General features: G+C 56.9%; 14 protein-coding genes. 7 read left to right on the top strand and 7 right to left on the bottom strand.

All coding sequences use genetic code 11. The annotated features are described in order from the left end of the window. The first annotated feature begins 25 nt into the window (after positions 1-25). Entirely contained in the window at positions 26-688 is a 663-nt protein-coding gene (locus ACO0LO_RS00070) for a glutathione S-transferase family protein (RefSeq protein WP_422962155.1), read from the top strand. 218 nt (positions 689-906) lie between these two features. Here the strand turns inward: ACO0LO_RS00070 and ACO0LO_RS00065 are convergent, their stop codons facing one another. From ACO0LO_RS00065 to ACO0LO_RS00045, 5 genes are all read right to left on the bottom strand, one after another. Then, a complete protein-coding gene (locus tag ACO0LO_RS00065; RefSeq protein ID WP_422962154.1) occupies positions 907-1,497 on the bottom strand; it encodes a hypothetical protein in 591 nt (196 codons plus the stop codon). Then, positions 1,494-2,561 carry a M48 family metalloprotease gene (locus ACO0LO_RS00060; protein ID WP_422962153.1) on the bottom strand — a complete coding sequence of 356 codons (1,068 nt, stop codon included), beginning with the start codon at positions 2,559-2,561 and terminating at the stop codon, positions 1,494-1,496. Before ACO0LO_RS00060 ends, ACO0LO_RS00065 begins: the two co-directional genes overlap by 4 nt. Before the next feature lie 83 nt (positions 2,562-2,644). Further along, the gene (locus ACO0LO_RS00055) at positions 2,645-3,364 is read right to left on the bottom strand and encodes a hypothetical protein (RefSeq protein ID WP_422962152.1); all 720 of its coding nucleotides are present in this window, start codon (positions 3,362-3,364) and stop codon (positions 2,645-2,647) included. Between the two features lie 873 nt (positions 3,365-4,237). Further along, entirely contained in the window at positions 4,238-4,852 is a 615-nt protein-coding gene (locus ACO0LO_RS00050; protein WP_422962151.1) for an FMN-dependent NADH-azoreductase, read from the bottom strand. A gap of 79 nt (positions 4,853-4,931) precedes the next feature. Next, the gene (locus tag ACO0LO_RS00045; RefSeq protein ID WP_422962150.1) at positions 4,932-5,633 is read right to left on the bottom strand and encodes a pirin family protein; all 702 of its coding nucleotides are present in this window, start codon (positions 5,631-5,633) and stop codon (positions 4,932-4,934) included. A 252-nt stretch (positions 5,634-5,885) separates the two neighbouring features. Here ACO0LO_RS00045 and ACO0LO_RS00040 point away from each other — a divergent pair, with 252 nt between their 5' ends. The 6 genes from ACO0LO_RS00040 to pbpC all read left to right on the top strand — a co-directional run bounded on the left by ACO0LO_RS00040 (position 5,886) and on the right by pbpC (position 19,436). Continuing rightward, a complete protein-coding gene (locus ACO0LO_RS00040; protein WP_422962149.1) occupies positions 5,886-6,812 on the top strand; it encodes a LysR substrate-binding domain-containing protein in 927 nt (308 codons plus the stop codon). A 337-nt stretch (positions 6,813-7,149) separates the two neighbouring features. Continuing rightward, a complete protein-coding gene (locus tag ACO0LO_RS00035; protein WP_422962148.1) occupies positions 7,150-8,406 on the top strand; it encodes a lipoprotein-releasing ABC transporter permease subunit in 1,257 nt (418 codons plus the stop codon). Beyond that, a complete protein-coding gene (gene lolD, locus ACO0LO_RS00030; protein WP_422962147.1) occupies positions 8,399-9,127 on the top strand; it encodes a lipoprotein-releasing ABC transporter ATP-binding protein LolD in 729 nt (242 codons plus the stop codon). Before ACO0LO_RS00035 ends, lolD begins: the two co-directional genes overlap by 8 nt. A gap of 191 nt (positions 9,128-9,318) precedes the next feature. Continuing rightward, on the top strand, positions 9,319-11,205 hold the full coding sequence (locus ACO0LO_RS00025) for an MFS transporter (protein ID WP_422962146.1): 1,887 nt from the start codon (positions 9,319-9,321) through the stop codon (positions 11,203-11,205). Between the two features lie 109 nt (positions 11,206-11,314). Continuing rightward, entirely contained in the window at positions 11,315-17,113 is a 5,799-nt protein-coding gene (locus tag ACO0LO_RS00020; RefSeq protein ID WP_422962145.1) for an MG2 domain-containing protein, read from the top strand. Positions 17,114-17,117: 4 nt separating this feature from the next. Next, positions 17,118-19,436 (top strand): penicillin-binding protein 1C, encoded by a 2,319-nt coding sequence (pbpC, locus tag ACO0LO_RS00015; protein ID WP_422962144.1) that lies wholly within the window; start codon positions 17,118-17,120, stop codon positions 19,434-19,436. A gap of 28 nt (positions 19,437-19,464) precedes the next feature. Here pbpC and ACO0LO_RS00010 read toward each other — a convergent pair whose 3' ends face one another. Both ACO0LO_RS00010 and ACO0LO_RS00005 read right to left on the bottom strand, forming a co-directional pair. Continuing rightward, positions 19,465-22,323, bottom strand: a complete 2,859-nt coding sequence (locus tag ACO0LO_RS00010; RefSeq protein ID WP_422962143.1) for a PAS domain S-box protein — start codon at positions 22,321-22,323, stop codon at positions 19,465-19,467. Between the two features lie 43 nt (positions 22,324-22,366). After that, positions 22,367-22,513, bottom strand: a complete 147-nt coding sequence (locus ACO0LO_RS00005; RefSeq protein ID WP_422962800.1) for an EAL domain-containing protein — start codon at positions 22,511-22,513, stop codon at positions 22,367-22,369. Positions 22,514-22,527: the final 14 nt, after the last annotated feature.

Raw genomic sequence — 22,527 nt, 5'->3', positions numbered from 1 at the left:
GTCATGCGATTACCGAAACATTCCCATGATCCCGACCATTACCGCATTTGAGCGTTCGCCTGATCGCGGGAGGGGACTGGCGCGTGACATGCGCGTTCGGTGGGCGCTTGAGGAAGTCAACCAGCCTTATCACGTTCGCCTCCTTTCGTTCAGTGAGATGAAGGAGCCCGCACATAGGGCGCTTCATCCTTTCGGGCAGATTCCGACTTATGAAGAAGGTGATCTTGTCCTGTTCGAATCCGGGGCGATTGTGTTCCACATCGCGCAGTGCCATGCAGGCCTCTTGCCAGACGATGCAGTTGCCAGGGCGCAGGCGATTTCATGGATGTATGCGGCGCTTGACACTGTGGAGCCGCCGATCTGGGATCTGTCCATGGCCATGATTCTGGAGGGCGACAAGAGCTGGTACGAAGAGCGTCTACCTATGCTGAAGGAGCGTGTCCGTGTTCGACTAGGCGAGCTTTCCCTTCGTCTCGGAGATGCCGACTGGCTCAACGGTGAGTTCAGCGCTGGCGATCTTCTGATGGTGACGGTGCTGCGCAGGTTGAATGGGGCTGATATTCTCAATGCATATCCAAGCCTTCTCGCTTACGTCGCCCGGGGTGAAGCGCGGCCCGCCTTCAGGCGCGCTTTCGACGCTCAATTGGCGGTTTTCCTCAGCGGGTCATCAGCACCATCAGCGCTATAAGCGGAGGTGGAAGCCCGGTATCAGAGGTGGCAATGCTGAGATAAGAAAAGCAGTTCTCTGGCCGGAAATTTATTAATGCAGAAAATATGGCCCCAGATCCTGGAGCTCCAGGTCTGGGAATTTGAAAAGGTCGGCACCAACGGCGTTACTGGGTTAGCCAAGGAGCATAGCGGTCGCAAGGCTAAGGTTGGCCGCGTTAGCGGAGGCTGATCACCTTGTTAGGCTTTCAGCTTTGCGCTTCCGATAATCTGAGCAACTTTAGCTTGATGGCGCGGGTAGAAAACCAGTTGCGGCGCCTGGTATACGATGGCAAATAATTCGCCTTTGCTGACCGCGCCACTGCCCATGCCTGATATTTCCACATTGTCAGACTTGCGGATTAGGCTGTATTCAAAATGAAAGCCTTTCACGCCACCGAACATTGCAGGCTCCAGTTTTTTTAATGTGAAGGTGGAGCCATCGCGCGTCATCATGCCTTCGTACAATGCGACTATCTGTTCCGGCTGCATATTGGAATTAAATTTAAACACCTTGCTGTTGGAGGAGTTGGCTGCTTGATAGTGGATGGGTTCATCATTTTTTAGGCCAGAATAGACCAGTATCCGATCCACTGTCAGGCCTTCCATAGTCCATGTCTGGCAATTAGGACCAACAGTGGCAGGCGCATTGATCTGGTTCCATGCGCCATCCAGATGCAGTTGCAGCCTGTCGCCGATTGCCCTGTCGCCAGAGTTTACCTTGGTGACGGAAACGCAACCAGTCGAGATGAGCAATAGTGCGATGACGGCGATTTGTTTTACATGTTTCATGTTCCCAATTCCTCCAGATAATTTTTAATCATTGCCGAATCTGGCGCTTGCGGCGCTAGTTCCAGATAGCGTGTAAAGCTTTTTCGGGTTTCTGCCAATTGCTCGCGCTGGCGATAGATCATCCCCATGCCACGATGTGTCTCTGGCGGCTCCTTGCCTAGCGCGACAGCTGCGTGATAATCTGCCAGCGCGGCATCCAGGTCGGCATTGGATGCTCGCATGCGATATACGTCTGCGCGCGCGCATACAAAGTCCGGCTGCATGGGGGAGCGCAGCATCAGGCGACTCAACAGCGCAATGCTTTCTTCAAACTGGCCCCGTTTGACTTCTTCATTAAGCCATTCATGCCGGTATGCTGACATTTTTTCCTGCCAGATTTTTTCATTCGTAACACCGCGCGGTAATGCAGCTGCCAGTTGTGCGAGGTTTGCCTTGCGGTCTTCCATCGGTGGATGGGTGGCAAACATGGGGCTGCTTTTGGTTGGATCGCCGGCGGGATTGGCCTTTGCCTCTAGCAGCAAGTTTTCCCATACTTTAGAGGCTTCCGCGGGATCGTAGCCTGCTTTGCTCATCAGGGTCAGGCCGATACGATCGGCCTGCTGCTCATTGGTGCGCGAATTGGCAAAACTTCCGGCGACATTGGCTAGCTGGCCGACCAGTCCTACCACACCGAACATGCCAAGGAAAACGCCGAAGGCGCTGCGTGATCTAGCATCACGAAATGAGTCTAACGTGTGCCGTTGCAGATAATGGCCGATCTCATGTCCCAGCACGGCAGCCAATTGAGCTTCGTTATCTACACGCAGCATCAGTCCGCTCCATACCTGCATCATGCCGTTGGGGGCCATGCTGGCGTTAAAATAGCGGTTGCGTACCAGATAAACGCGGATATCCGGACAATGATCTCCTGCCAGGCGGCAGATAATCTCCAGAATGTAATTGTGCAATTCCTGATCCCGAATGGAAAAGGGGCTGCGTCGCAGTTTCGCTTCTTCCCGGTCCATCAAAGCCCATAGACCGCCTTCATCGCTGGCAGCATCGGGACGGACCATGCGTTGTGGCATGAACCATGTTTCATTGGCGCGACCTACGCCAGGAAGCATGCCTGTGCCAGCAACGCAGCCTGCAGCCAAGAACTGGCGCCGCTTCATTTTGCGACCGGAAATTTTTCTAGCAGGGCGCCAACTGTTTCTTTGGCCTTCTCCGATTCGCGCAGATCGCCACTTTTTCTGGAGAGTTTATTGAACCAGAGTATGCGGCCTGTGTTGAGATCGACCAGCGATGCATAGCCCACCTGCGAGCCACCTTGTACGCCGACACCGACCAGCGCCAGCGCAAACATCGCCATTGCACGCTCACTGCTGGTGTAGCTGTCGCGTATCCAGCTGAACAGAGCGTAGTCGGCCCCGGTTTTTTTCTTGATTCCTTCGACAGCTTCTCCCAGGGACCAATCAAGCTTATCTTCCTTGGTAGGCAGGTGCAAATTGCTTGGACCGAAATGATGTAAGGCGATTGACTGCGCGACTGCTGCATGCAGGTAGTTCACATCACTCAGTTCATCGGCATCATCTTTGCCGAGTTCTGTGGTCAGCAGGCCCAACTGCTGTTTTTTATCGATCAACGCGGCCCTGAAATGGCGGGAAGCGGCTTCGGTCCAATCTGCTTTCGGTTCGGCAACTCCGCCGGCACTTAGTGAAAATAACTCAATATCCGTGGGCATGATGACAATTTTTGCCCCTTTGGGTAAGGTCTCGAAGCCTGGAGCAAGGTTGCGTGACTCTGCCATCGCGAAGCCGGAATAGAGCATCACTCCGATATAAAAGGCAAATACTGCTACTGCGTTAGAGCGGCGGGCACGGACCGCCATGGCTTTCCCCTGAAGCATATATTCCCCAATGTATTGTTGTATAAAAATCATTTTTCGTAGTCATCTTGAAAAGATTGTATCTTCCGCAATATTGCTTGTCACGTAATCTTTTATTATTTTTACAGCTATTTGCCAAAAGTACATATTGGTAAAAAGATTTTTTTCTGTTGTGAGCAGCTGACAGTAATTCTTATCGACAATTCTTTGACGTCAAGATTGACTCGATTGAAGACGGTAATGTTGCAAAAAAAAGGCGCAGTTGAGCGCGTGTTGCATTAAACAGGGAAGCCGTGAATATGGATTAATCAAGGCCTACTTGAGTCGTTATTTGATAAAGAAGAGGTGGCGCTGATGGGGTGTGGCACCGGACTAGAATCAATGATAAAACGTCTTCTTCTACGGCTTTACCTAGAATCGACGCGATAGCATATAAAAATGCGGAGTCTGTTGGTGGCCGCCTGCGTGAGATGCAGCGCATCATGTGTTGACTAAGAAGATGCGGCGGGAGTAATGCCGATGGCGATGCCAGTCATGCAAATTGGCGAACTCGTTGCAAGTCCTGCGTTCCGTCAGCATGCGGATGCAACCGCCATGTAAACTTCTTACCTGCGTAACACATGTCATCGCGCAGATCAAACTTAAGGGTAGGTATGCCGTGTCGCAGCCTACATCGACACCAGCATGACATCAGAATTATACGGTCCAAAAATGTGGGTGCCGGCAAACTCCTCTGTGCGATCTATCACTCGAACTTTTGAGTTTCCAAGGTGCCGATGAAGGGCCTGCAAGCAGATGGACACTCCCGGCGAGTATCACCCGATAGTCATGAGGGTATCCTACCAGGAGTGCGGGCTAAGATTTCTGGCCTTGCTATCAAGCTGCCAGCAAATCACTTATCGCAGTGCGCGATGCAAGCACCGCCTTGGCTACGACATCCTCGCCCATTGCGACCCCTTCAGTATGGATGAAGCTGATATCGGTGATGCCCAGGAAGCCGAATACGGCACGCAGGTAGGTTTCATGGAAATCCATTACCTTCGCCGGGCCTTCGCTGTAGACGCCGCCGCGTGATGTGAATACATAGACTTTTTTGCCGGTGACCAGTCCTGCAGGGCCGGTATCGGTATATTTAAAAGTCAGTCCCGCGCGGGCCACGTGGTCTATCCACGCTTTTAATGAAGAGCTGATGGAGAAGTTGTACATGGGCGCACCGATGACGATGACATCGGATTCCAGCAGTTGAGCCACGAGGCTGTCCGACAGTGCAACGGTGCTTGTCTGTTCCGGTGTACGTTTGTCGGCTGGAGTAAAAAAGGCGCCCATCATCTGTTCGGTCAGATGCGGCACGGGATTGGTGGCCAGATCCAGTTCGGTGACGGTGTCGGCGGGGTAGGTTGCTTGCCAGCGGTTCAGGAATTCGCCGGTCAGCTGGCGGGAAATGGAGCCTGTGCCGCGCACGCTGCTGTTGATGTGCAGGATTTTAGACATGATGAGGTCCTTGGTCTTTCGTTTTGATGAATGGCTGTAGGCCGCTTTGCGCATTGCTGCGCATAGCGGCCTGTGGCTTTTAGTAAGGCAAGTCAAACAGCAATATTTCTGCTGCTTCCGCCTGTTTCAGTGTGACCAGGCTTTCCTTGCTGATTTTCAGCGCATCGCCGCCATTGAGGCTGACGCCGTTGACAACGACCTTGCCGCGGATGACGTGCACATAAGCTGTGCGGCCTGCAGCCAGCTGATGTTCCAGCTGCGTTTCTGCGTTCAGTATCGATGCATAGATGCTGGCATCCTGGTGTATCAGCACCGATGCTTCGCGGCCATCTGAAGAGGCGATCAGACGCAGTTGGCCTTGCTTGGTTTCCGGCGCAAAGTGTTTCTCTTCGTAGCTGGGTGCAATCCCCGTGACGTTGGGCTGTATCCATATTTGCAGGAAATGCAGGCCTTCCGTTGTCGAGTGGTTGAACTCGCTGTGGCGCACGCCGGTGCCGGCGCTCATCCGCTGTACGTCGCCGTAGTGCAATACCGAGCCGGTGCCCATGCTGTCTTTATGTTCCAGGGCGCCTTCCAGTACATAGGAGATGATCTCCATGTCGCGGTGGCCGTGCGTGCCGAAGCCGCGGCTGGATTCCACACGGTCTTCATTGATGACCAGCAGCGGGCCAAAGCCTGTGTGCAGCGGGTCGTGGTAGTGGCCGAATGAAAAACTGTGGTTGGAGTTCAGCCATCCATGGTTGGCGACTCCGCGCTCTGTGCTTTTGCGAACTTCTAACATGATGTGCTCCATTCCTATGTTGGTTGCGGCGGCGCCGCAGTCCGGTTTAATTGCCAAATGATTACCTTAAGCAAGCTTGTAAGGAATAATGTGCGATAATTTCGATAGTGCTTGCGGTTGGGTGGCAGATCTTTACGGTAAATGCTCAATTTTGCGGTTTTCTCTGTGATCTGCATCAACGAAACGAAGTATGCGCGTATTTTATTGGCAAGAAAAACGGAAAATTTACCCCTTTACTATCGAAAAAATCGAATGCTAAGAATTAGCTTGGATGCACTGCAAATCCTGGATGCAATCGACCGGCGTGGCTCTTTTTCTGCTGCCGGTACTGAATTGCACCGGGTGCCATCGACGATTTCCTATACCGTCTCCAAGCTGGAGGACGATCTGGGGGTGCTAGTATTTGATCGTAACGGACCGAAAGTCAGCCTGACCAGGGCAGGCCAGGAGCTGCTGAAAGAGGGGCGCTACCTGCTGAAAGCCGCGGAAGACCTGGAGCACCGCGTGCGCAGGGTGGCTTCAGGCTGGGAGACAGAGCTGGGGCTGGGCATGGATTCGCTGTTCTCGCCGATTGCGCTGGCCGAGGATATCCGCGCGTTTTACGCGGTTGCCGACCGTACCCGCCTTAAAATCGGGCAGGATGCGTTGTCGGGAACCTGGGAAGCCCTGTCCGACAGGAGGGTAGATCTGTTGATAGGCGCGGTAGGCGAGGGGCCGTCCGGCGGAGGATACAATGCGGTGCCGCTGGGGACGATACCGTTCCTGTTTGCAGTAGCGCCGTCCCATCCGCTGGCAGCGGTGGACAGGCCGCTGACGAAGTCGGACCTGCATCCTTACCGCGCGGTTGCCGTGGCCGATTCTGCGCGTACCTTGCGCCCCCGCACCGTGGGCCTGCTGTTCGGCCAGGACGCGCTGACGGTTCCCGACATGCGCAGCAAGGTGTTATTCCAGCTGGCGGGGCTGGGCTTCGGCTTCTTGCCGGAACCCTGTGCGCGCAGCGCGCTGGCATCCGGCGCGTTAATACAAAAGCAGGTGGAAGAGCCGCGTACCGACGAACCGGTATTCCTGGCGTGGCGCACCGGCGAAAACGGCGCAGCGCTGAGTTGGTGGATCAAGCGCATGCGCCAGCCCGGCGTGCTGGAACAGCTGGCACAGTCGGTTCCCGGTGGAGGAATGTAAAAGCTTGCCTGTCTGGGTTAGCATCCGCACATTCATTTCTGCCGATATCTGTAAAATGCGGCTGCTATCCTGGTTAGCTCTGCTGACCCAAGGCGGGAAACCGCATGAAAGAAGGGCAAGCGCTGCGATTGGTGTGATAGGTGTCATCTTGAGAGAATGACCAGGCGCTTATCAGGTGCTTTTCCCGGATTATGTGCTTTTACAGGAAAAAGAAGGAACGAATCCACTGCTGGCGGTCTAACGTACGAGCCCAATTCGGCTTTGGATGTGACACTGTCTTTAGCAGCACGAGTATGGCAAACTGCGTGCTGCATTTACAATTGGATAAACTCAGGTAATGAAAAATCTGCCCTTTGAATGGCTGGTGGGCTTGCGGTATACGCGGGCGGGGCGACGTAGCCGTCGCAATAGTTTTATCTCTTTTATTTCACTGATTTCGATGGCCGGCATCTCGCTGGGCGTGGCGGCGCTGATCGTCGTTCTGTCGGTGATGAACGGCTTCCAGAAAGAAGTGCGCGATCGCATGCTATCCGTGCTGTCGCATATAGAAATTTCAGACGGCTCCGGCGCGATGCCGAATTGGGAAGAAGTGGCCCTGCAGGCGAAGAAACACCCTGAAGTCAGGGGCTCGGCGCCTTTTGTCGAGGCGCAGTCCATCATGCTGCATGACGAGGCCATGCGCGGCGTAGTGCTGCGCGGCGTGTTGCCGGAGCAGGAGCCTAATGTATCGGACGTTGCCAAGAAACTCATCGCCGGTAAATTTACCGATCTGAGGGCAGGGGAATTCAATATCGTCGTCGGCAAGGAGCTGGCCAGGCTGATGCATGTCAACGTCGGCAGCAAGGTCAACCTGCTGGTGCCGCAGGAGCAGACTACCCCCTTCGGATTTATTCCGCGTCCCAAGACCTTTACCGTCGTCGGCATCTTCGAGGCCGGCCACTATGAGTTCGACTCGGGGCTGGCTTTTATCCAGATCAATGATGCCGAAAAGCTGATGCGCCTGTCCGGCCCTTCCGGCCTGCGCTTACGTATCGACGACATGCTGCGCGCGCCGCAGGTGGCGCGCGAGTTGTCGCAAATGCTGCAGGGGAACCTGTATATCAGCAACTGGTCGGACACCAACCGCATTTACTTTGCTGCCGTGAAGTCTGAAAAGACCATGATGTTCATTATCCTGACGTTGATCATCGCGGTGGCGGCGTTCAACCTGGTATCGACACTGGTGATGACGGTAACCGACAAGCAGGCCGACATTGCCATCCTGCGTACGCTGGGTGCATCGCCGCGTTCGATCATGAAGATTTTCATGATACAGGGCGCGCTGGTGGGACTGCTTGGCACCGGGCTGGGCGTGGGGGGCGGCGTACTGATCGCGCTGAACATCGACGTGATCGTGCCGTTTATAGAAAGGCTGCTGGGCATCCATTTCCTGGCCAAGGAAATCTATGTCATCAGCTCGTTGCCTTCCGACCTGCACTGGTCCGACGTTGGCTTCATCGGCGGCGTCGCTGTTGTGCTGGCCTTCCTGGCGACGATTTACCCTAGCTGGCGCGCTGCCCGCGTAAAACCTGCGGAGGCGCTGCGCTATGAATGAGATATCAAGCGAGATGACAAGTACTATCAATCACAAAAGCGATGAGCTGGTTCTTTCCTGCAGCAACCTGGGCAAGACTTTTACGCAAGGCTCTTATTCCGTCAAGGTATTGAGCAGCATAGACCTGACGGTCAACAAGGGAGAGCGGCTGGCGATAGTCGGCGCTTCCGGCTCCGGCAAATCGACCTTGCTGCACCTGCTGGGCGGACTGGATACGCCAACGACAGGCAATGTTGTTTTGCAGGGCAAAGATTTTGCCAGCCTGGGCGAGGCGGCGCGCGGCAACCTGCGCAATACGTCGCTGGGTTTCGTGTATCAATTCCACCATCTGCTGCCAGAATTTTCCGCGCTGGACAACGTGGCGATGCCTTTGCTGATACGCCGCGTGCCACGCGACGATGCGCAGGAAACCGCTCGCGCGATCTTGAAAAGGGTAGGCCTGGACCACCGTGTGACGCATGTGCCGGGCGAGCTGTCCGGCGGCGAACGGCAGCGGGTGGCGCTGGCGCGCGCGCTGGTGACCCAGCCTGCCTGTGTGCTGGCCGATGAGCCCACCGGCAATCTGGACCGCGGCACTGCGCAGCAAATTTTTGACCTGATGCTGGAGTTGTCACGCACGCTGGGTACCGCGTTCGTCATCGTGACTCACGATGCGGAACTGGCCGGGCGTTGCGACCGTGTATTGCGCCTGACGGACAAAGGTTTGCAGGCGGCGGACTGAGTTACAGCTTGGCTGCACAATAAAAACCGCATTGCTCTTACACGGAGTAATGCGGTTTTACACTTTCAAGCTTGGCAAAAGTACAAAAATGTTGGATATTGTTTGCTGCGCCAATGTGCCGCAGCCGGCTCGCAGCAGAAGCCGGTAAGAAATAGTTTTAGAAATGACTCTTTAACCCCTTATCAGACCTTATGAGCCAACAAAGCCAGTTTAGCCTGCTTGCCCAACGCCGTTTTGCCCCTTTCTTCTGGACTCAGTTTCTTGGTGCGTTTAACGATAATGTTTTCAAGACGGCATTGCTGACCATACTGACTTTCGATGCGCTGCACTGGACCGAGGTTGATGCCGGTTTGTTGACAAACCTGATTCCCGGCCTGTTCATCCTGCCTTTCCTGCTGTTCTCTGCAACAGCCGGCCAATTGGCCGACAAACTTGAAAAAGGGCGGCTGGCGCGCATGGTGAAGGTGCTGGAGATCGTCATCATGCTGATCGCCGGCGCGGGCTGGATGACACATAATCTATGGCTGCTGATCGGCGCGGTGGTCGGCATGGGCATCCATTCCACTCTGTTTGGCCCGGTCAAGTACGCTTACCTGCCGCAGCATCTGAAAACCGACGAACTGACCGGCGGCAATGGCGTTATTGAAATGGGTACCTTTGTCGGCATCCTGCTTGGCGAAATCCTGGGCACCATGCTGGTAGTGCACAAGCCGTGGGGCATAGAGCTGGTTGCCGGCGGTACGTTCGTGATTGCCGTGCTGGGCTGGATGACCAGCCTGCGCATTCCGCTGTCGCCGGCCGCGGCGCCCGACCTCAAGATCAACTGGAACCCGGCAACGGAGACGATCAGGAATATCGGTTTCAGCAGCAAGAACCGGCCTGTGTTCCTCTCCATGCTGGGCAACTCCTGGTTCTGGTTCTATGGCGCCATCGTGCTGGCGCAGTTCCCTTTGTATGCCAAGGTTTACCTGCACGGCGACCATAGCGTCTTGCTGCTGCTGCTGGGCGTGTTTTCTTTCGGCATAGGCGCCGGCTCCCTGCTGTGCGAGCGCCTGTCGGGGCACAAGGTGGAAATCGGCCTGGTGCCCTTCGGCGCGATAGGCCTGTCGGTGTTTGGCCTGGAGCTGTACCTGGCCAGCGTCGCTTACACCAACACTACGGCGGTGGATATGCTGCAGTTCGTGCACCAGGCGGGCAGCCACAGGATCATGTTCGACATCATCATGATAGGCCTGTTCGGCGGCCTGTATGTGGTGCCGTTATTTGCCGTGATCCAGACCCGCTGCGACCCTCAGCATCTGTCACGTACCATCGCCGGCATGAATATCATGAATGCGCTGTTCATGGTAGTGGCCAGCGGCTTTGCGATCCTGATGCTGAAGCTGAACTTCACCATCCCTGAAATTTTCCTGGCAACCGCAGTGCTGAATGCGCTGGTGGCGGTGTATATCTTCAGCCTGGTGCCGGAGTTCCTGCTGCGCTTTATTGCATGGATGCTGATCCATACGATCTACCGCATCCGGGGTGTCAACACCGCTCGTATCCCGGACGAAGGCCCCGCAGTGCTGGTGTGCAATCACGTCAGCTACATGGATGCGATCGTTATCATGGGATGCAGCCCGCGGCCGATACGCTTCGTCATGGACCACCGTATTTTTAAAATTCCAGTGCTGTCCTGGATATTCCGGACGGCCAAGGCGATTCCCATTGCGCCGGCCAAGGAAGATCCATGGCTGATGGAAAAAGCTTATGTCGATATTGCACAAGCATTGCATGAAGGCGACCTGGTCTGCATTTTCCCTGAAGGCAAGCTGACAGCAACGGGCGAAATGAGTGAATTCAAGGGCGGCGTGATGAAGATCATCGAACGCTCGCCGGTGCCGGTCTTTCCGCTAGCGCTGCGTGGCCTGTGGGGCAGTTTTTTCAGCCGCGACAAAGGCAATATTTTCGAACGCTCATTTACTCACGGCCCTTTCTCCAAGCTGGAGCTGGTCGTCGGCGAAGCGCTGGAGCCGGCACAGGTGACGCCGGCCATCCTGCAGGAAAAAGTAATGGCCTTGCGCGGCGAGTGGAAGTAGGCGGCGCTGTAAATAAGGGCAAGGAGTCGAAGGATAGGCGGCAATGTAAATCCACATTACCAACTTAAAACGTGAACGGATGCCTGCAGACGCAGGCGGAGGAGAAGGTATGTCTGGATGGATCAAGGCGCTGGCCTGCGGAGTATTGTATATTGCGGCACAGGCGCAGGCCCATGCGGCGGCGATCAGCCGTTTTACTCCGCAGGGCGAGGTCGCGCAGGTCAGGCAGGTAAGGGTTACTTTTTCGGAACCTGCGATCCAGTTTGGCGATCCCAAGGCGCCTGCTCCGTTTGACGTCCGATGCGCAGAAGCAGGGACTGCGCGCTGGGCCGACGACAAGAACTGGATCTTCGACTTTGTGCGCGACCTGCCTCCCGGCACCGCATGCAGCTTCAGCCTGAAGTCCGGCTTTAAAACCCTTTCCGGCAATACCATCAGCGGGAAATCGGCTTTTCAATTCAATACTGGCGGCCCGGCCGTCGTCAATATCCAGCCTTACAATGATGCGACCGTAGACGAAGAGCAGGCGTTCATATTGACGCAGAACGGCGCTGCGACCGAGTCCAGCGTGCTGGCGCACTTGTACTGCGAAATAGAGGGCGTGCACGAGCGCGTGCCGGTCAAGTTTGTTGCCGCCGACTTGCGGGCCCAACTGTTAAAGCAGTTTGCATCCAAAAATGAGGCCGGTCGCGTCAGCATCGTGCAGTGCCAGCAGCGTTTTCCGAATGACGCGGCGGTCAAACTGGTGTGGGACAAAGGCATCAGCACTGCGTCCGGCATTGTCACGACGCAGGCGCAGAGCTTCAGTTTCAGGGTACGCAAGGCGTTTGTCGCCAGCTTCAGCTGCCAGCGTGAAAACGCCAACGCAGCGTGCACCCCTATCTTGCCTGTCACGCTGTCTTTCAGCACCCCTATCAGCCGCAAATTGGCGGATGACATTGTACTGAAGGGCGCAAGGGGAACGGCGAAACCCGATTTTGCCAAGGACAACAAAGAGGAAACGGTTTCCAGCATCAGTTTCAAGGCGCCGTTGGCGGAGAAGGCGGAGTACAGCATCACCTTGCCGGAGGGGCTGAAGGATGAAAACGGCAGGACGCTCAGCAACGCCACTCAGTTTCCGCTGAAATTTACAACTGCCGATTTCCCTCCGCTGGCAAAATTTCCATCTGCGCCGTTCGGCATCATTGAGTTGAACGCAGATGCGACGCTGCCTGTCACTTTGCGCAATGTAGAAAACAGCATGATGGTGCGCAGCACCAGCGGCAAGGCGTCGCCGGGCAAGGTGGCGGATGTGAAGGTGGATGGCGACGCAGGCATCATTGCCTGGCTGGGCAAGCTCAACCGCTATCACGAAAATACGATCACGATAAACAAGCAGGACGTGGAAACCCGCAGCATAGGCCTGCTTGAAAAAGAGCCGGGCGCGCGCAAGCTTGAGCTACCTGCGCCTACGGATAATCCGGGCGCTGCAACGCGGCCTTTTGAGGTAATAGGCATCCCCTTTAAAGAACCGGGTTTCCATGTGGTGGAGCTGGAGTCCAAACGGCTGGGTGCGGCGTTGCTGGACAAGCCTGTTCCTATGTATGTGCGCACCAGCGTGCTGGTGACCAATCTCGCCGTGCATGTCAAGCTGGGCAGGGAAAACGCCGGGGTATGGGTGACGACGCTGGACAATGCCAGGCCGGTTGCAGGCGCACAGGTTCGTATATCGGATTGCACAGGCAAGGAATTGTGGCGCGGCGCCACCGACAAGAACGGGATGGCGATAACGCCCAAATCCATAGAAGACCCGTGCCTGACCCAGAATACCGGTGAAGGCAGTATCAGCGGCCTGTTCGTCAGCGCGCGCAAGATCGATGAAAAAGGCCGGGCCGACATGGCTTTTGCACTCACTTCATGGAACAGCGGCATCGAATCATTCCGCTTTAATTTGCCGACCGACTTTAACAAGTCTTCCACCATCCGGGCACACACGATCATGGACCGTACCCTGCTGCGCGCGGGCGAAACGGTATCGATGAAGCATGTAATACGCATCGAGAACATGCATGGTTTTTCTCTGCAAAAGGCGGACCAGTTGCCGGACCGGGTGCGGATTATCCATCAGGGCAGCAATCAGGAATTCCAGTTCCCGCTGACGTGGCGCAACCGTAATACCGCCGAAACTGTTTTTGCAATACCGAAACAGGCAAAGCTGGGTAGCTATGACATCGTGCTGGACAAGGGCGCCGCCAAGGCAAGTTCCGCTTCAGAGGCAGGAAACGGCGATGCTGGACAAAACGACGATGAAGGCGATGGGGACGGAGATGGCGGGCGCTACGGCCAGAATACGCTGATGAGCGGCAGCTTCCGGGTAGAGGAATTCCGCCTGCCGCTGCTGCAAGGCCGCATTACGCCGCCCAAGGCAGCCCAGGTCAGCCCTAAAGAGGTGCCGCTCGATGTACAGCTCAATTATCTGAATGGCGGCGGAGCTTCTGGACTGTCGGTGGAAATTACCAGCCTGCTGCGCAGCAAATCCCTGTCTTATCCTGCGTATGAAGGGTTTTCCTTTATCGCATCGAGCGGGAGCGATGATGAACAGAAGATTGTTGCCAATAAGCTGCCGATCAGCCTGGACAAAAACGGCAGCGGAAAAACCGTCGTCAAGGACCTGCCTGCCATCGTCAAACCGCAGGAGTTGCTGTCGGAAATGACCTATGCCGACCCGAATGGCGAGGTACAGACTGTGTCCGCTGTCACGCCAGTATGGCCTTCCGCAGTAGTGATAGGCGTCAAGGCGAGCGAGTGGGTCTCGGTCAAAAAGAAAATGACGCTGACGGCGGTGACGCTGGACACCAGCGGCAAACCGCAGGCTGACGTGAAAGTGGAGTTCAGCGGCATCGCCAGGCAGACCAATTCACACCGCAAGCGCATGGTGGGCGGCTTTTACGCGTATGAAAATGCCGAAGAATCCAAGGATCTCGGTTCTCTGTGTTCAGGCAAGTCGGATGCGGGTGGCCTGGTGCTGTGCGACATCGAACTGGCAGAGGCCGGCAACGTGGAAATTTTTGCCAAGGCCAAGGACGGCAAGGGCAACCCGGCGCAGGCACGGACTTCGGTCTGGGTAACCCGCCAGGGTGAAATCTGGTTTGATGGCGAGAACCAGGACAGGATAGACATCCTGCCCGAGAAGAAGCGTTATCAGGCTGGCGAAACCGCGAAATTCCAGGTCAGGATGCCTTTCCGCTACGCGACTGCGCTGGTGGCGGTGGAACGCGAAGGCATCATTGATACGATGGTGGTGCAGTTGAACGGACAGGATCCGACGATCAGCCTGCCGATCAAGGCGAGCTATGGTCCGAATGTGTTCGTGTCGGTATTGGCGGTACGCGGCCGCATGCGCGAGGTGCCGTGGTATTCGTTCTTTACCTGGGGCTGGAAAGAGCCGCTGAACTGGTGGCATGAATTCAGAGAGTACCAGGAGCCGAGTGCCCTGGTCGATTTGTCCAAGCCCGCTTACAAATATGGTATCGCGGAGATTGCCGTCGGTATTGAAGGTAACCAGCTGGGCGTAACCGTGTCGAGCGACAAGGCCAGCTACCCTATACGTTCCACGGCCAAAGTCACCGTGCAGGTCATGCTGCCCGGCGGCAAGCCGGCTGCAGGTGCTGAAGTGGCGCTGGCGGCGGTGGACGAAGCCTTGCTCGAACTGCAGCCCAATAATAGCTGGGATCTGCTGGCGGCGATGCTGCAAAGGCGCAGCTATGGCATAGAGACGTCAACTGCGCAAATGCAGGTGATCGGCAAGCGTCACTACGGGCGCAAGGCAGTTGCTGCGGGCGGCGGCGGGGGCAAATCGCCAACGCGTGAGCTGTTCGATACCTTGCTGCTATGGAAGCCGAATGTGGTGCTGGACGCCAATGGCAGGGCGCAGCTGGATGTGCCGCTGAACGATGCGCTGACCAGCTTCAAGATTGTCGCCGTGGCGCAGAGCGGGGAGTCCCTGTTCGGCACGGGATCGGTCAGCATACGTTCGACGCAGGATTTGCAGCTGATATCGGGCCTGCCGCCGCTGGTGCGCGAGGGCGATAAGTTTACCGCAATGATGACGGTCCGCAATACGACGGCGCGTGCAATGCAAGTGAATATCGCAGCCAGCGTGGCGGGGCTGGGGTCTGAACTGCCGGGCCAGAACCTGAGCATTCCGGCCGGCGAGGCGCGCGAAGTGAACTGGAGCGTGGCGGCGCCGGTATCTGCCAACGGCGAGACGCAGCAGCTGGCCTGGGAAGTACGGGCACAAGAGCAGGGCGGGCAATCCGTCAAAGACAGCCTCAAGTTCAGCCAGCGTATTGTGCCTGCGGTGCCGGTGACGGTCCAGCAGGCCAGCCTGTTCCAGCTGGACAAAGCCGCTTCGATGGCTGTGGCGCAACCGGCAGACAGCTTGCCCGGTCGCGGCGGCCTGGCAATTTCCATGATGCCTAGCCTGGGCGGGCCCAGCGAAGGACTGAGAAGGTTCTTTGCCGAATATCCGTATTCCTGCCTGGAACAGAAGACCTCGAAGGCGATAGGCTTGCGCGATGCCTCTCTATGGGACAAAGTCACCAGCGAATTGCCTACTTATCTCGATAGCGACGGCCTGGCCTATTATTATCCGCCAAAAGACAGCAGCGACCGCCTCGGCAGCGATACGTTGACTGCCTATATCTTGGCTGCCAGCAACGAAGCCAGCTATGCGCTGCCTGAACAAAGCCGCGACAAGATGCTGCGCGGGCTGGCCGCATTTGTGGAAGGCAAGATCACGCGCGACTTCTGGTCGCCGAAAAAAGACCTCGATGTGCGGAAAATCGCCGCGCTGGAAGCCTTATCGCGCTACGGTCAGATGGATCCGCGCATGCTGGGTTCAATACAGATAGCGCCCAATCTTTGGCCAACCTCCACGTTACTGGACTGGATGGCGATACTGCAGCGTGTGGCGAGCATACCGCAGCATGACAAATATCAGAAAGAAGTCGATCAGGTCCTGCGCTCGCGTCTGAACTACCAGGGCACGCGGATGGGCTTCTCGACCGAAAACGACGACTACTGGTGGTGGCTGATGTGGAATGGGGATGCCAACGCCAACCGCCTGATCCTGGTGGCTCTGAATGACCCGGCATGGCGCGATGACATGCCCAAGCTGATCAACGGCGCCATCCAGCGCCAGCAGCGCGGCCGCTGGGCCAGCACTACCGCCAATGTATGGGGAACGCTGGCGCTGGAAAAATTCTCACAGAAATTTGAGACAGAAAAAGTAACCGGAACCACGAAGGCAGCACTTGCCAGCGCCAGCCAGTCTTTTGCGTGGCCGGCAACCGGTGGCGGCAAGATCAGCTTGCCTTGGGCGCCGAAGCCTGCCGGTTCAGCTCCGGCACCGCAAGATGCGTTGAAGCTGACGCACGATGGCCGCGGCAAGCCCTGGGTCACGCTGCAAAGCCTGGCAGCAGTGCCGCTGAAAGCGCCGTTCTCCAGCGGCTACCGGATTACCAAGACCCTGGTGCCGGTGGAACAGAAAGAGAAAGGCCGTTACAGCCGGGGCGACGTCGTGCGAGTGGACCTGGAAGTGGATGCGCAGACCGACATGACATGGGTTGTCGTGTCCGATCCGGTACCCGCCGGCGCCAGTTTGCTGGGCTCAGGGCTGGGCCGCGACTCGGCCATCGCCACTGCGGGCGAGCGTCCTGCCGGCAGCGCGTGGGTGGCCTATGAAGAAAGAAGTTTCGAGGCTTTCCGCAGCTATTATGCATTTGTGCCGAAAGGGAAATTCAAGTTGTCGTACACGATGCGGCTGAATAATGCGGGGGAATTCAACCTGCCGCAAACGCGGGTGGAGGCGATGTATGCGGCGGAAATGTTTGGCGAAATCCCGAACCCCATATTAAGCGTGAAATGACGTAATGCGAGTGCAGTGGCGCAGGCTGAAGAGCCTGCTTTTCGATGATGGCAGGCCAGGCAAGCCAGTCAAGGCAGGCAGATGCGCTAGATATCTGCTGGCGGCTGTATGCCTGTGCCTGCATTTTACGGCTGCTTTCGCCGTCCCCACGTTTGCCGAGGTGCAGCGGGATTTTCGTTCTTCCGATGCATTGCTGTATGACAGGAACGGGGTCGTCATCCACCAACTGCGGCTCAATCCGAAAGAGCGCAAGCTGTCGTGGGTGCGGCTGGAAGATGTGTCTCCTGCGTTCAGGAATGCACTGATCGCGTCTGAAGACAAGCGCTTTTACCAGCATGGCGGCGTGGACTGGAATGCGGTTGCCGCTGCAGCTTGGGGTAATCTGTGGAATACCCGCACCCGGGGCGCATCCACCATCACGATGCAACTGGCAGGCCTGCTGCAAGAAGATCTGCGCCGCCGAGCCGCGCCGCGCAGCGCCACGCAAAAAATCAGCCAGGTCTTTGTGGCACAGGTGCTGGAGCAGCGCTGGCGCAAAGACCAGATACTGGAAGCCTATCTGAACCTTGTCGCTTTTCGCGGCGAACTGGTGGGCGTACATGCCTTGTCGCGTGTTTTGTTCGACAAGCATCCCAGCGGCCTGGACCAGGTGGAGGCCGCCATTGCCGTCGCGCTGATCCGCGCGCCCAATGCCAAGCCGGCCAAGGTGGCGGAACGGGCTTGCGCCATGCTGAAGGAACAGAACCTTGCCGCCTATTGCCAGAACCTGCAGGGTATCGCGGAGCTACGCTTCGCCCGCCTGACAGCCCGGTCGGACCAATTGAGCGTGGCCACGGGGCCGCAACTGGCGCCGCATCTGGCGCGCCGCCTGCTAAAGCTGGCTCCACAGGCGGCCGGCAAGGCGGCAGCAACAGTGCAGAATGTGCGCTCGACGCTGGACGCCGGCGTGCAGAGTTTTGCGAGGGACGCGCTGGTGCGCCAGCTATCAGCGCTGGTAGACCGAAATATCGAGGATGGCGCCGTTGTCGTGCTGGACAATGCCAGCGGCGACGTGCTGGCCTGGGTGGGCTCCAGCGGCAGCTTGTCCGATGCGTCGCAGGTGGATGGCGTAGTGGCCTTGCGTCAGGCGGGTTCCACGTTGAAGCCGTTTTTATATGAGCTCGCGATTGAAAAAAAATGGTTGACGGCTGCATCCATACTGGATGACTCAGCGGTCAACCTGCCGACCACATCCGGCCTGTATATACCGCAAAACTATGACAAACATTTTAAGGGGCTGGTCAGTGTTCGTACAGCGCTGGGCTCGTCACTGAATATTCCTGCAGTCCGTACGCTGGTCACCGTGACGCCGGAAACTTTCTTCCAGCGCCTGCAAAAACTGGGTTTCCAGCTGAGGGAATCGGGGGACTACTACGGTTACAGCCTGGCGCTGGGTAGTGCCGACGTCAGCCTGCTGGCGCTGACCAATGCCTACCGCAGCCTGGCCAATAACGGCAGCTACGGTAGCGTGCGCGTATCGGCTGCCGATGCGCCGGCGCGGCAGGTTGCCGTCATGGATGCGGCGTCCTCCTTCATCGTCAGCGATATCCTGGCCGACCGCGCGGCGCGCGCCGTGACCTTCGGCCTGGAAAATGCGCTGGCCACGCGCTTCTGGGCCGCGGTAAAAACCGGCACTTCCAAGGACATGCGGGATAATTGGTGCGTGGGATATTCAGAGCGCTACACCGTTGGCGTCTGGGTCGGCAATGCGTCAGGCTCGCCTATGTGGGACGTATCGGGGGTAACCGGCGCGGCGCCGGTGTGGCAAGAAGTCATGGCTTACCTGAACGGCCGCGCCGATATTCCGGGGAAAGTAAAGTCGGCGCCGCGTGTGCCGATCGCCGGCGTTGTCGCAATGCCGGTGCAATATGAATCCAGCCTGGAGGCGCCGCGCAAGGAATTGTTCCTGGCAGGTACCGGCCAAAGGCTGATCCGGCTTTCGCGATCCAATGAAATTTACCCGTCGATACGCTATCCCACAGCTGGCATGCTGGTGGCGCTTGATCCGGATATTCCGCCCCAGCGCCAGCGCATACGTTTTGCTGCGCAAGGTACAGGCAACGGGCACTGGCGGCTGGATGGCAAGCCTATACCGGTTGCTGCCAGGCCGGGAAAAGAAAGCGCGTATGACTGGATGCCCTGGCCGGGCAAACACCAGTTGGTCCTGCTGGATGCCAAAGGAACCGTACTGGACCAGGTGCATTTTGAAGTACGCGGTGCACTGGAAAAACCGCAGGTCGCTCGCAACCGCCCGCGCAAAAAAGCGGCAGACCCTAAGGGATGAATTCAGGCTGCATCTGACAGTCTGAAGCTTACGCTTGCGGAATTTCTGCCTTGACAGGCGCCTTGCGCGGCAGCATCAGTGCGAAAGTCGTGCCTGTGCCTATCGTACTTTCCACCTGCACTTTGCCGCCAAGCAGGTCGGTGACGATATTGTGCGTGATATTCAACCCCAGGCCGGAACCGCCGGCGCCAAGCTTGGTAGTGAAGAAGGGATCGAAGATGCGCTTGATGTTTTCCGGCGGAATCCCGACGCCATTGTCCTGTACGCTGAGCATCACGGACTGGTCGGAAATAACCTTAGCCGAAATACTGATCTGCCCGGCAAGCCTGCCGTCAAAGGCGTGGATGATCGCATTGTTGATCAGATTGGTCAGTACCTGCCCCAATGGGCCTGGGTAGCTGTCCAGCTCTATGTCTTCGGCGACATCGGTATGGATGCTGTAGTTGGTCTTTCTGATTGTCGGAGACAATGTCAGCACGATTTCCGCGACGAGTTCCGCCAGGTCGAAGTGCCTGCGCTGCGAGCTGGTCTGGTCTACTGCCACCTGCTTGAAGCTGGAGATGAGCCCTGCGGCTTTTTCCAGGTTGCGCACCAGAATGTCGTTCGCGCCGCCGGTGTTTTCTATATAGCTCGCCAGGCCGGAGCGCGTCAGCCCCTTGGTGAATTCCTGGCTCAGTTGCCGCGTGTGGTCGAGCAGGGTGCTGGCGATCATCAGGCTATTGCCTATCGGCGTGTTCAGCTCGTGCGCGATGCCGGCCACCAGCGCCCCCAGCGCCGCCAGTTTCTCGCTCCTGACCAGTTCATCGCGCGCCATGTTCAGCGTGGTCAGCGTCGTCGCCAGCGCCTGGTTGGCCTGCTGCAGAGAGGTCGTGCGTTCATTGACGCGATCTTCCAGGTTGATATTGAGCGCCTTGATTTCGGCTTCGATCGCGCGCCGTTCAGTCACATCTTCGAAGGCGACGATCATGAATTTTTCCCCGGCGGGATCGGTAAAGACGTTTCCGTACAGTTGCATCAGCGCCTTGCTGCCATCGCCGCGGCGCATCCATGCTTCAAAATTGGAAATCATGCCCTTGGCGCGCAATATTTTAAGCATCTGGCTCCTGTCGCCGACATCGCAATACATGCCGACGTCCAGGGCCGTTTTTGTCAACAGGGCCACGCGCGGCCGCAGGAACAGGGTTTCGAACGCTTTGTTGACGTCGACCACGCGATAGTCCGCCAGCCGCGACACCGTCATTGCAGTAGGCGAGTTATTGAAAATATTGGAAAATCTTTTTTCGCTGATTTTCAGCGCTTCTTCCGAACGCTTCCGTTCCAGTTCGGTGGAGGCGCGCTCGCTGAATACCTCCAGCAGCGACTTGGCCAATTCGGGATTTTCCAGCGGCTGCTTATTCATGATGTTCAGCACGCCGATGATATTGCCCATCGTGTCATGGATGGGGGCGCCTGCGTAGGATTCCCAGCCTTGTTCCAGCAGCGCATGGTCTTTGGGGAATAGTGCGGCGACCGAGTGGGCGAAAATGGTAATGGCGCCACCCATGATGCTTTCGCAAGGTGTGCCCAAATACGAATATTCCTGATTGCCGGCCGGTTTTCCATTCTGGTAGTTGGCGATGGAGCGCAGCTTGTCCGGCGTATGCGGTACTCGCAAGCCGAGGAATGCGCGGTCCACACCCAGCGCGGATGCGAGGTCGGCGACCAGGATTTCAAAATAGCTTTCCCTGTCCTTGGCCTGCGCTCCTTGCGCCAGTTTCAGCAGCGCGCGGTCCAGTTCGCCTTTTTGTTTTTCTATTTTCTTTTGTTCGGTGACGTCGCGCACGCTGGTCAGGAAATATTCCTCGCCATCCACGGTGAAGGATGTGGAGCTGTACAGGAAATCGCGGATCTGGCCTGACTTGATTCTGAGCCGCGCTGGGAAGTCGGTGACGATGCCTTGCCGGCGCACCTGCTCGCCCAATTTTTCCCGTTCGCTGCGGCTAGGCCAGAAATCGAGTTCCAGCGAAGTTTTTCCTATCGTTTCTTCGCGGCTGTAGCCTATGACGCGCTCATAGGTGTCGTTGATTTCCATGATCCTGGAGTCATGGACACGGGTGATCGAAATTGCATCGGGCACGCAGCGGAAAGCGCTGGAAAATTTCGACTCCGATATGCGCAGATCGATTTCGTATTGCTTGGGCTTCGTCACGTCGGTGCCTACCGCGATGAAGTGGAGCAGTTGCCCGTTCTCGTCCTGTACCGGCTGGATTTCCAGCATCAGCCAGAAAGGGTCTCCGTCCCGCGTGTAATTCAATATCTCCACGTCACGAAATCCCAGGCCCTGGCTGATCTTGTCGGCCATGAAACGGACCGTCTCCGGATCGGTGTCCGGGCCTTGCAGGAATTCGCTGGGCTTGCGGCCCAGAACTTCATCCTGGCTGTAGAGAGTGATGGCAGTGAAGGCCGGATTTACCCATTCCACTTCGGCACGCGGATTGGTGATCATGACCAGGTTATTGGTCAGGTTGACGACCAGCGCCAGTTTGCGGTTTTCTTCCGCATACTGCTGTTGCGTGGCGACTGCATCTTCTGCAGGCACTTGTCCCAGCATGGCTGGAGGCGTCTCGGTAACGTGCGTTGCCCGTTCCGATAGCGTCGGCTGACGGGGAGATATTTCCTTCGCCAGCGTCTTCCAGAAGACGCGCATACAAAGGAACAGCGCCGCTGCGAGCAGCAGCAAGGCGGGATAAAACAGGTGGGTCGTCCCAGGCATCAAGCTACCGCCGGCTGTGCAGGCGGCAGCAAGCATGCCGGTCAAGAACAGGCTGGCTGTTGCGGAATAAACGAGTTTTTTAGGTACAGACTTGAGTCTGGCCGGTGTTCCGGCAGTCTTCTCGTCATCTGTCATAGGAAAGGCCTTGCATGCGATGGCTGGTGGAGTAGGTGGGGATTCAAAGCGCCTGTTTCCCGAGCCAGGCATGCAAGTCTTCCCTGGTCATGGGTTTGGCAAACAGATAACCCTGAGCGAGATGGCAACCGAAAGAGCGCAAGGTCTGCGCCTGCATTTCACTCTCCACCCCCTCCGCAATCACCGACAAGCCCAGGTTCTGGC

Origin of the sequence: Undibacterium sp. TJN25 (assembly GCF_049339885.1) — a bacterium.
In the GTDB taxonomy this organism is placed as follows: domain Bacteria; phylum Pseudomonadota; class Gammaproteobacteria; order Burkholderiales; family Burkholderiaceae_D; genus Undibacterium.
The sequence above is the reverse complement of the archived record's forward strand: the minus strand, read 5'-3'. Positions and strand labels throughout refer to the sequence as shown.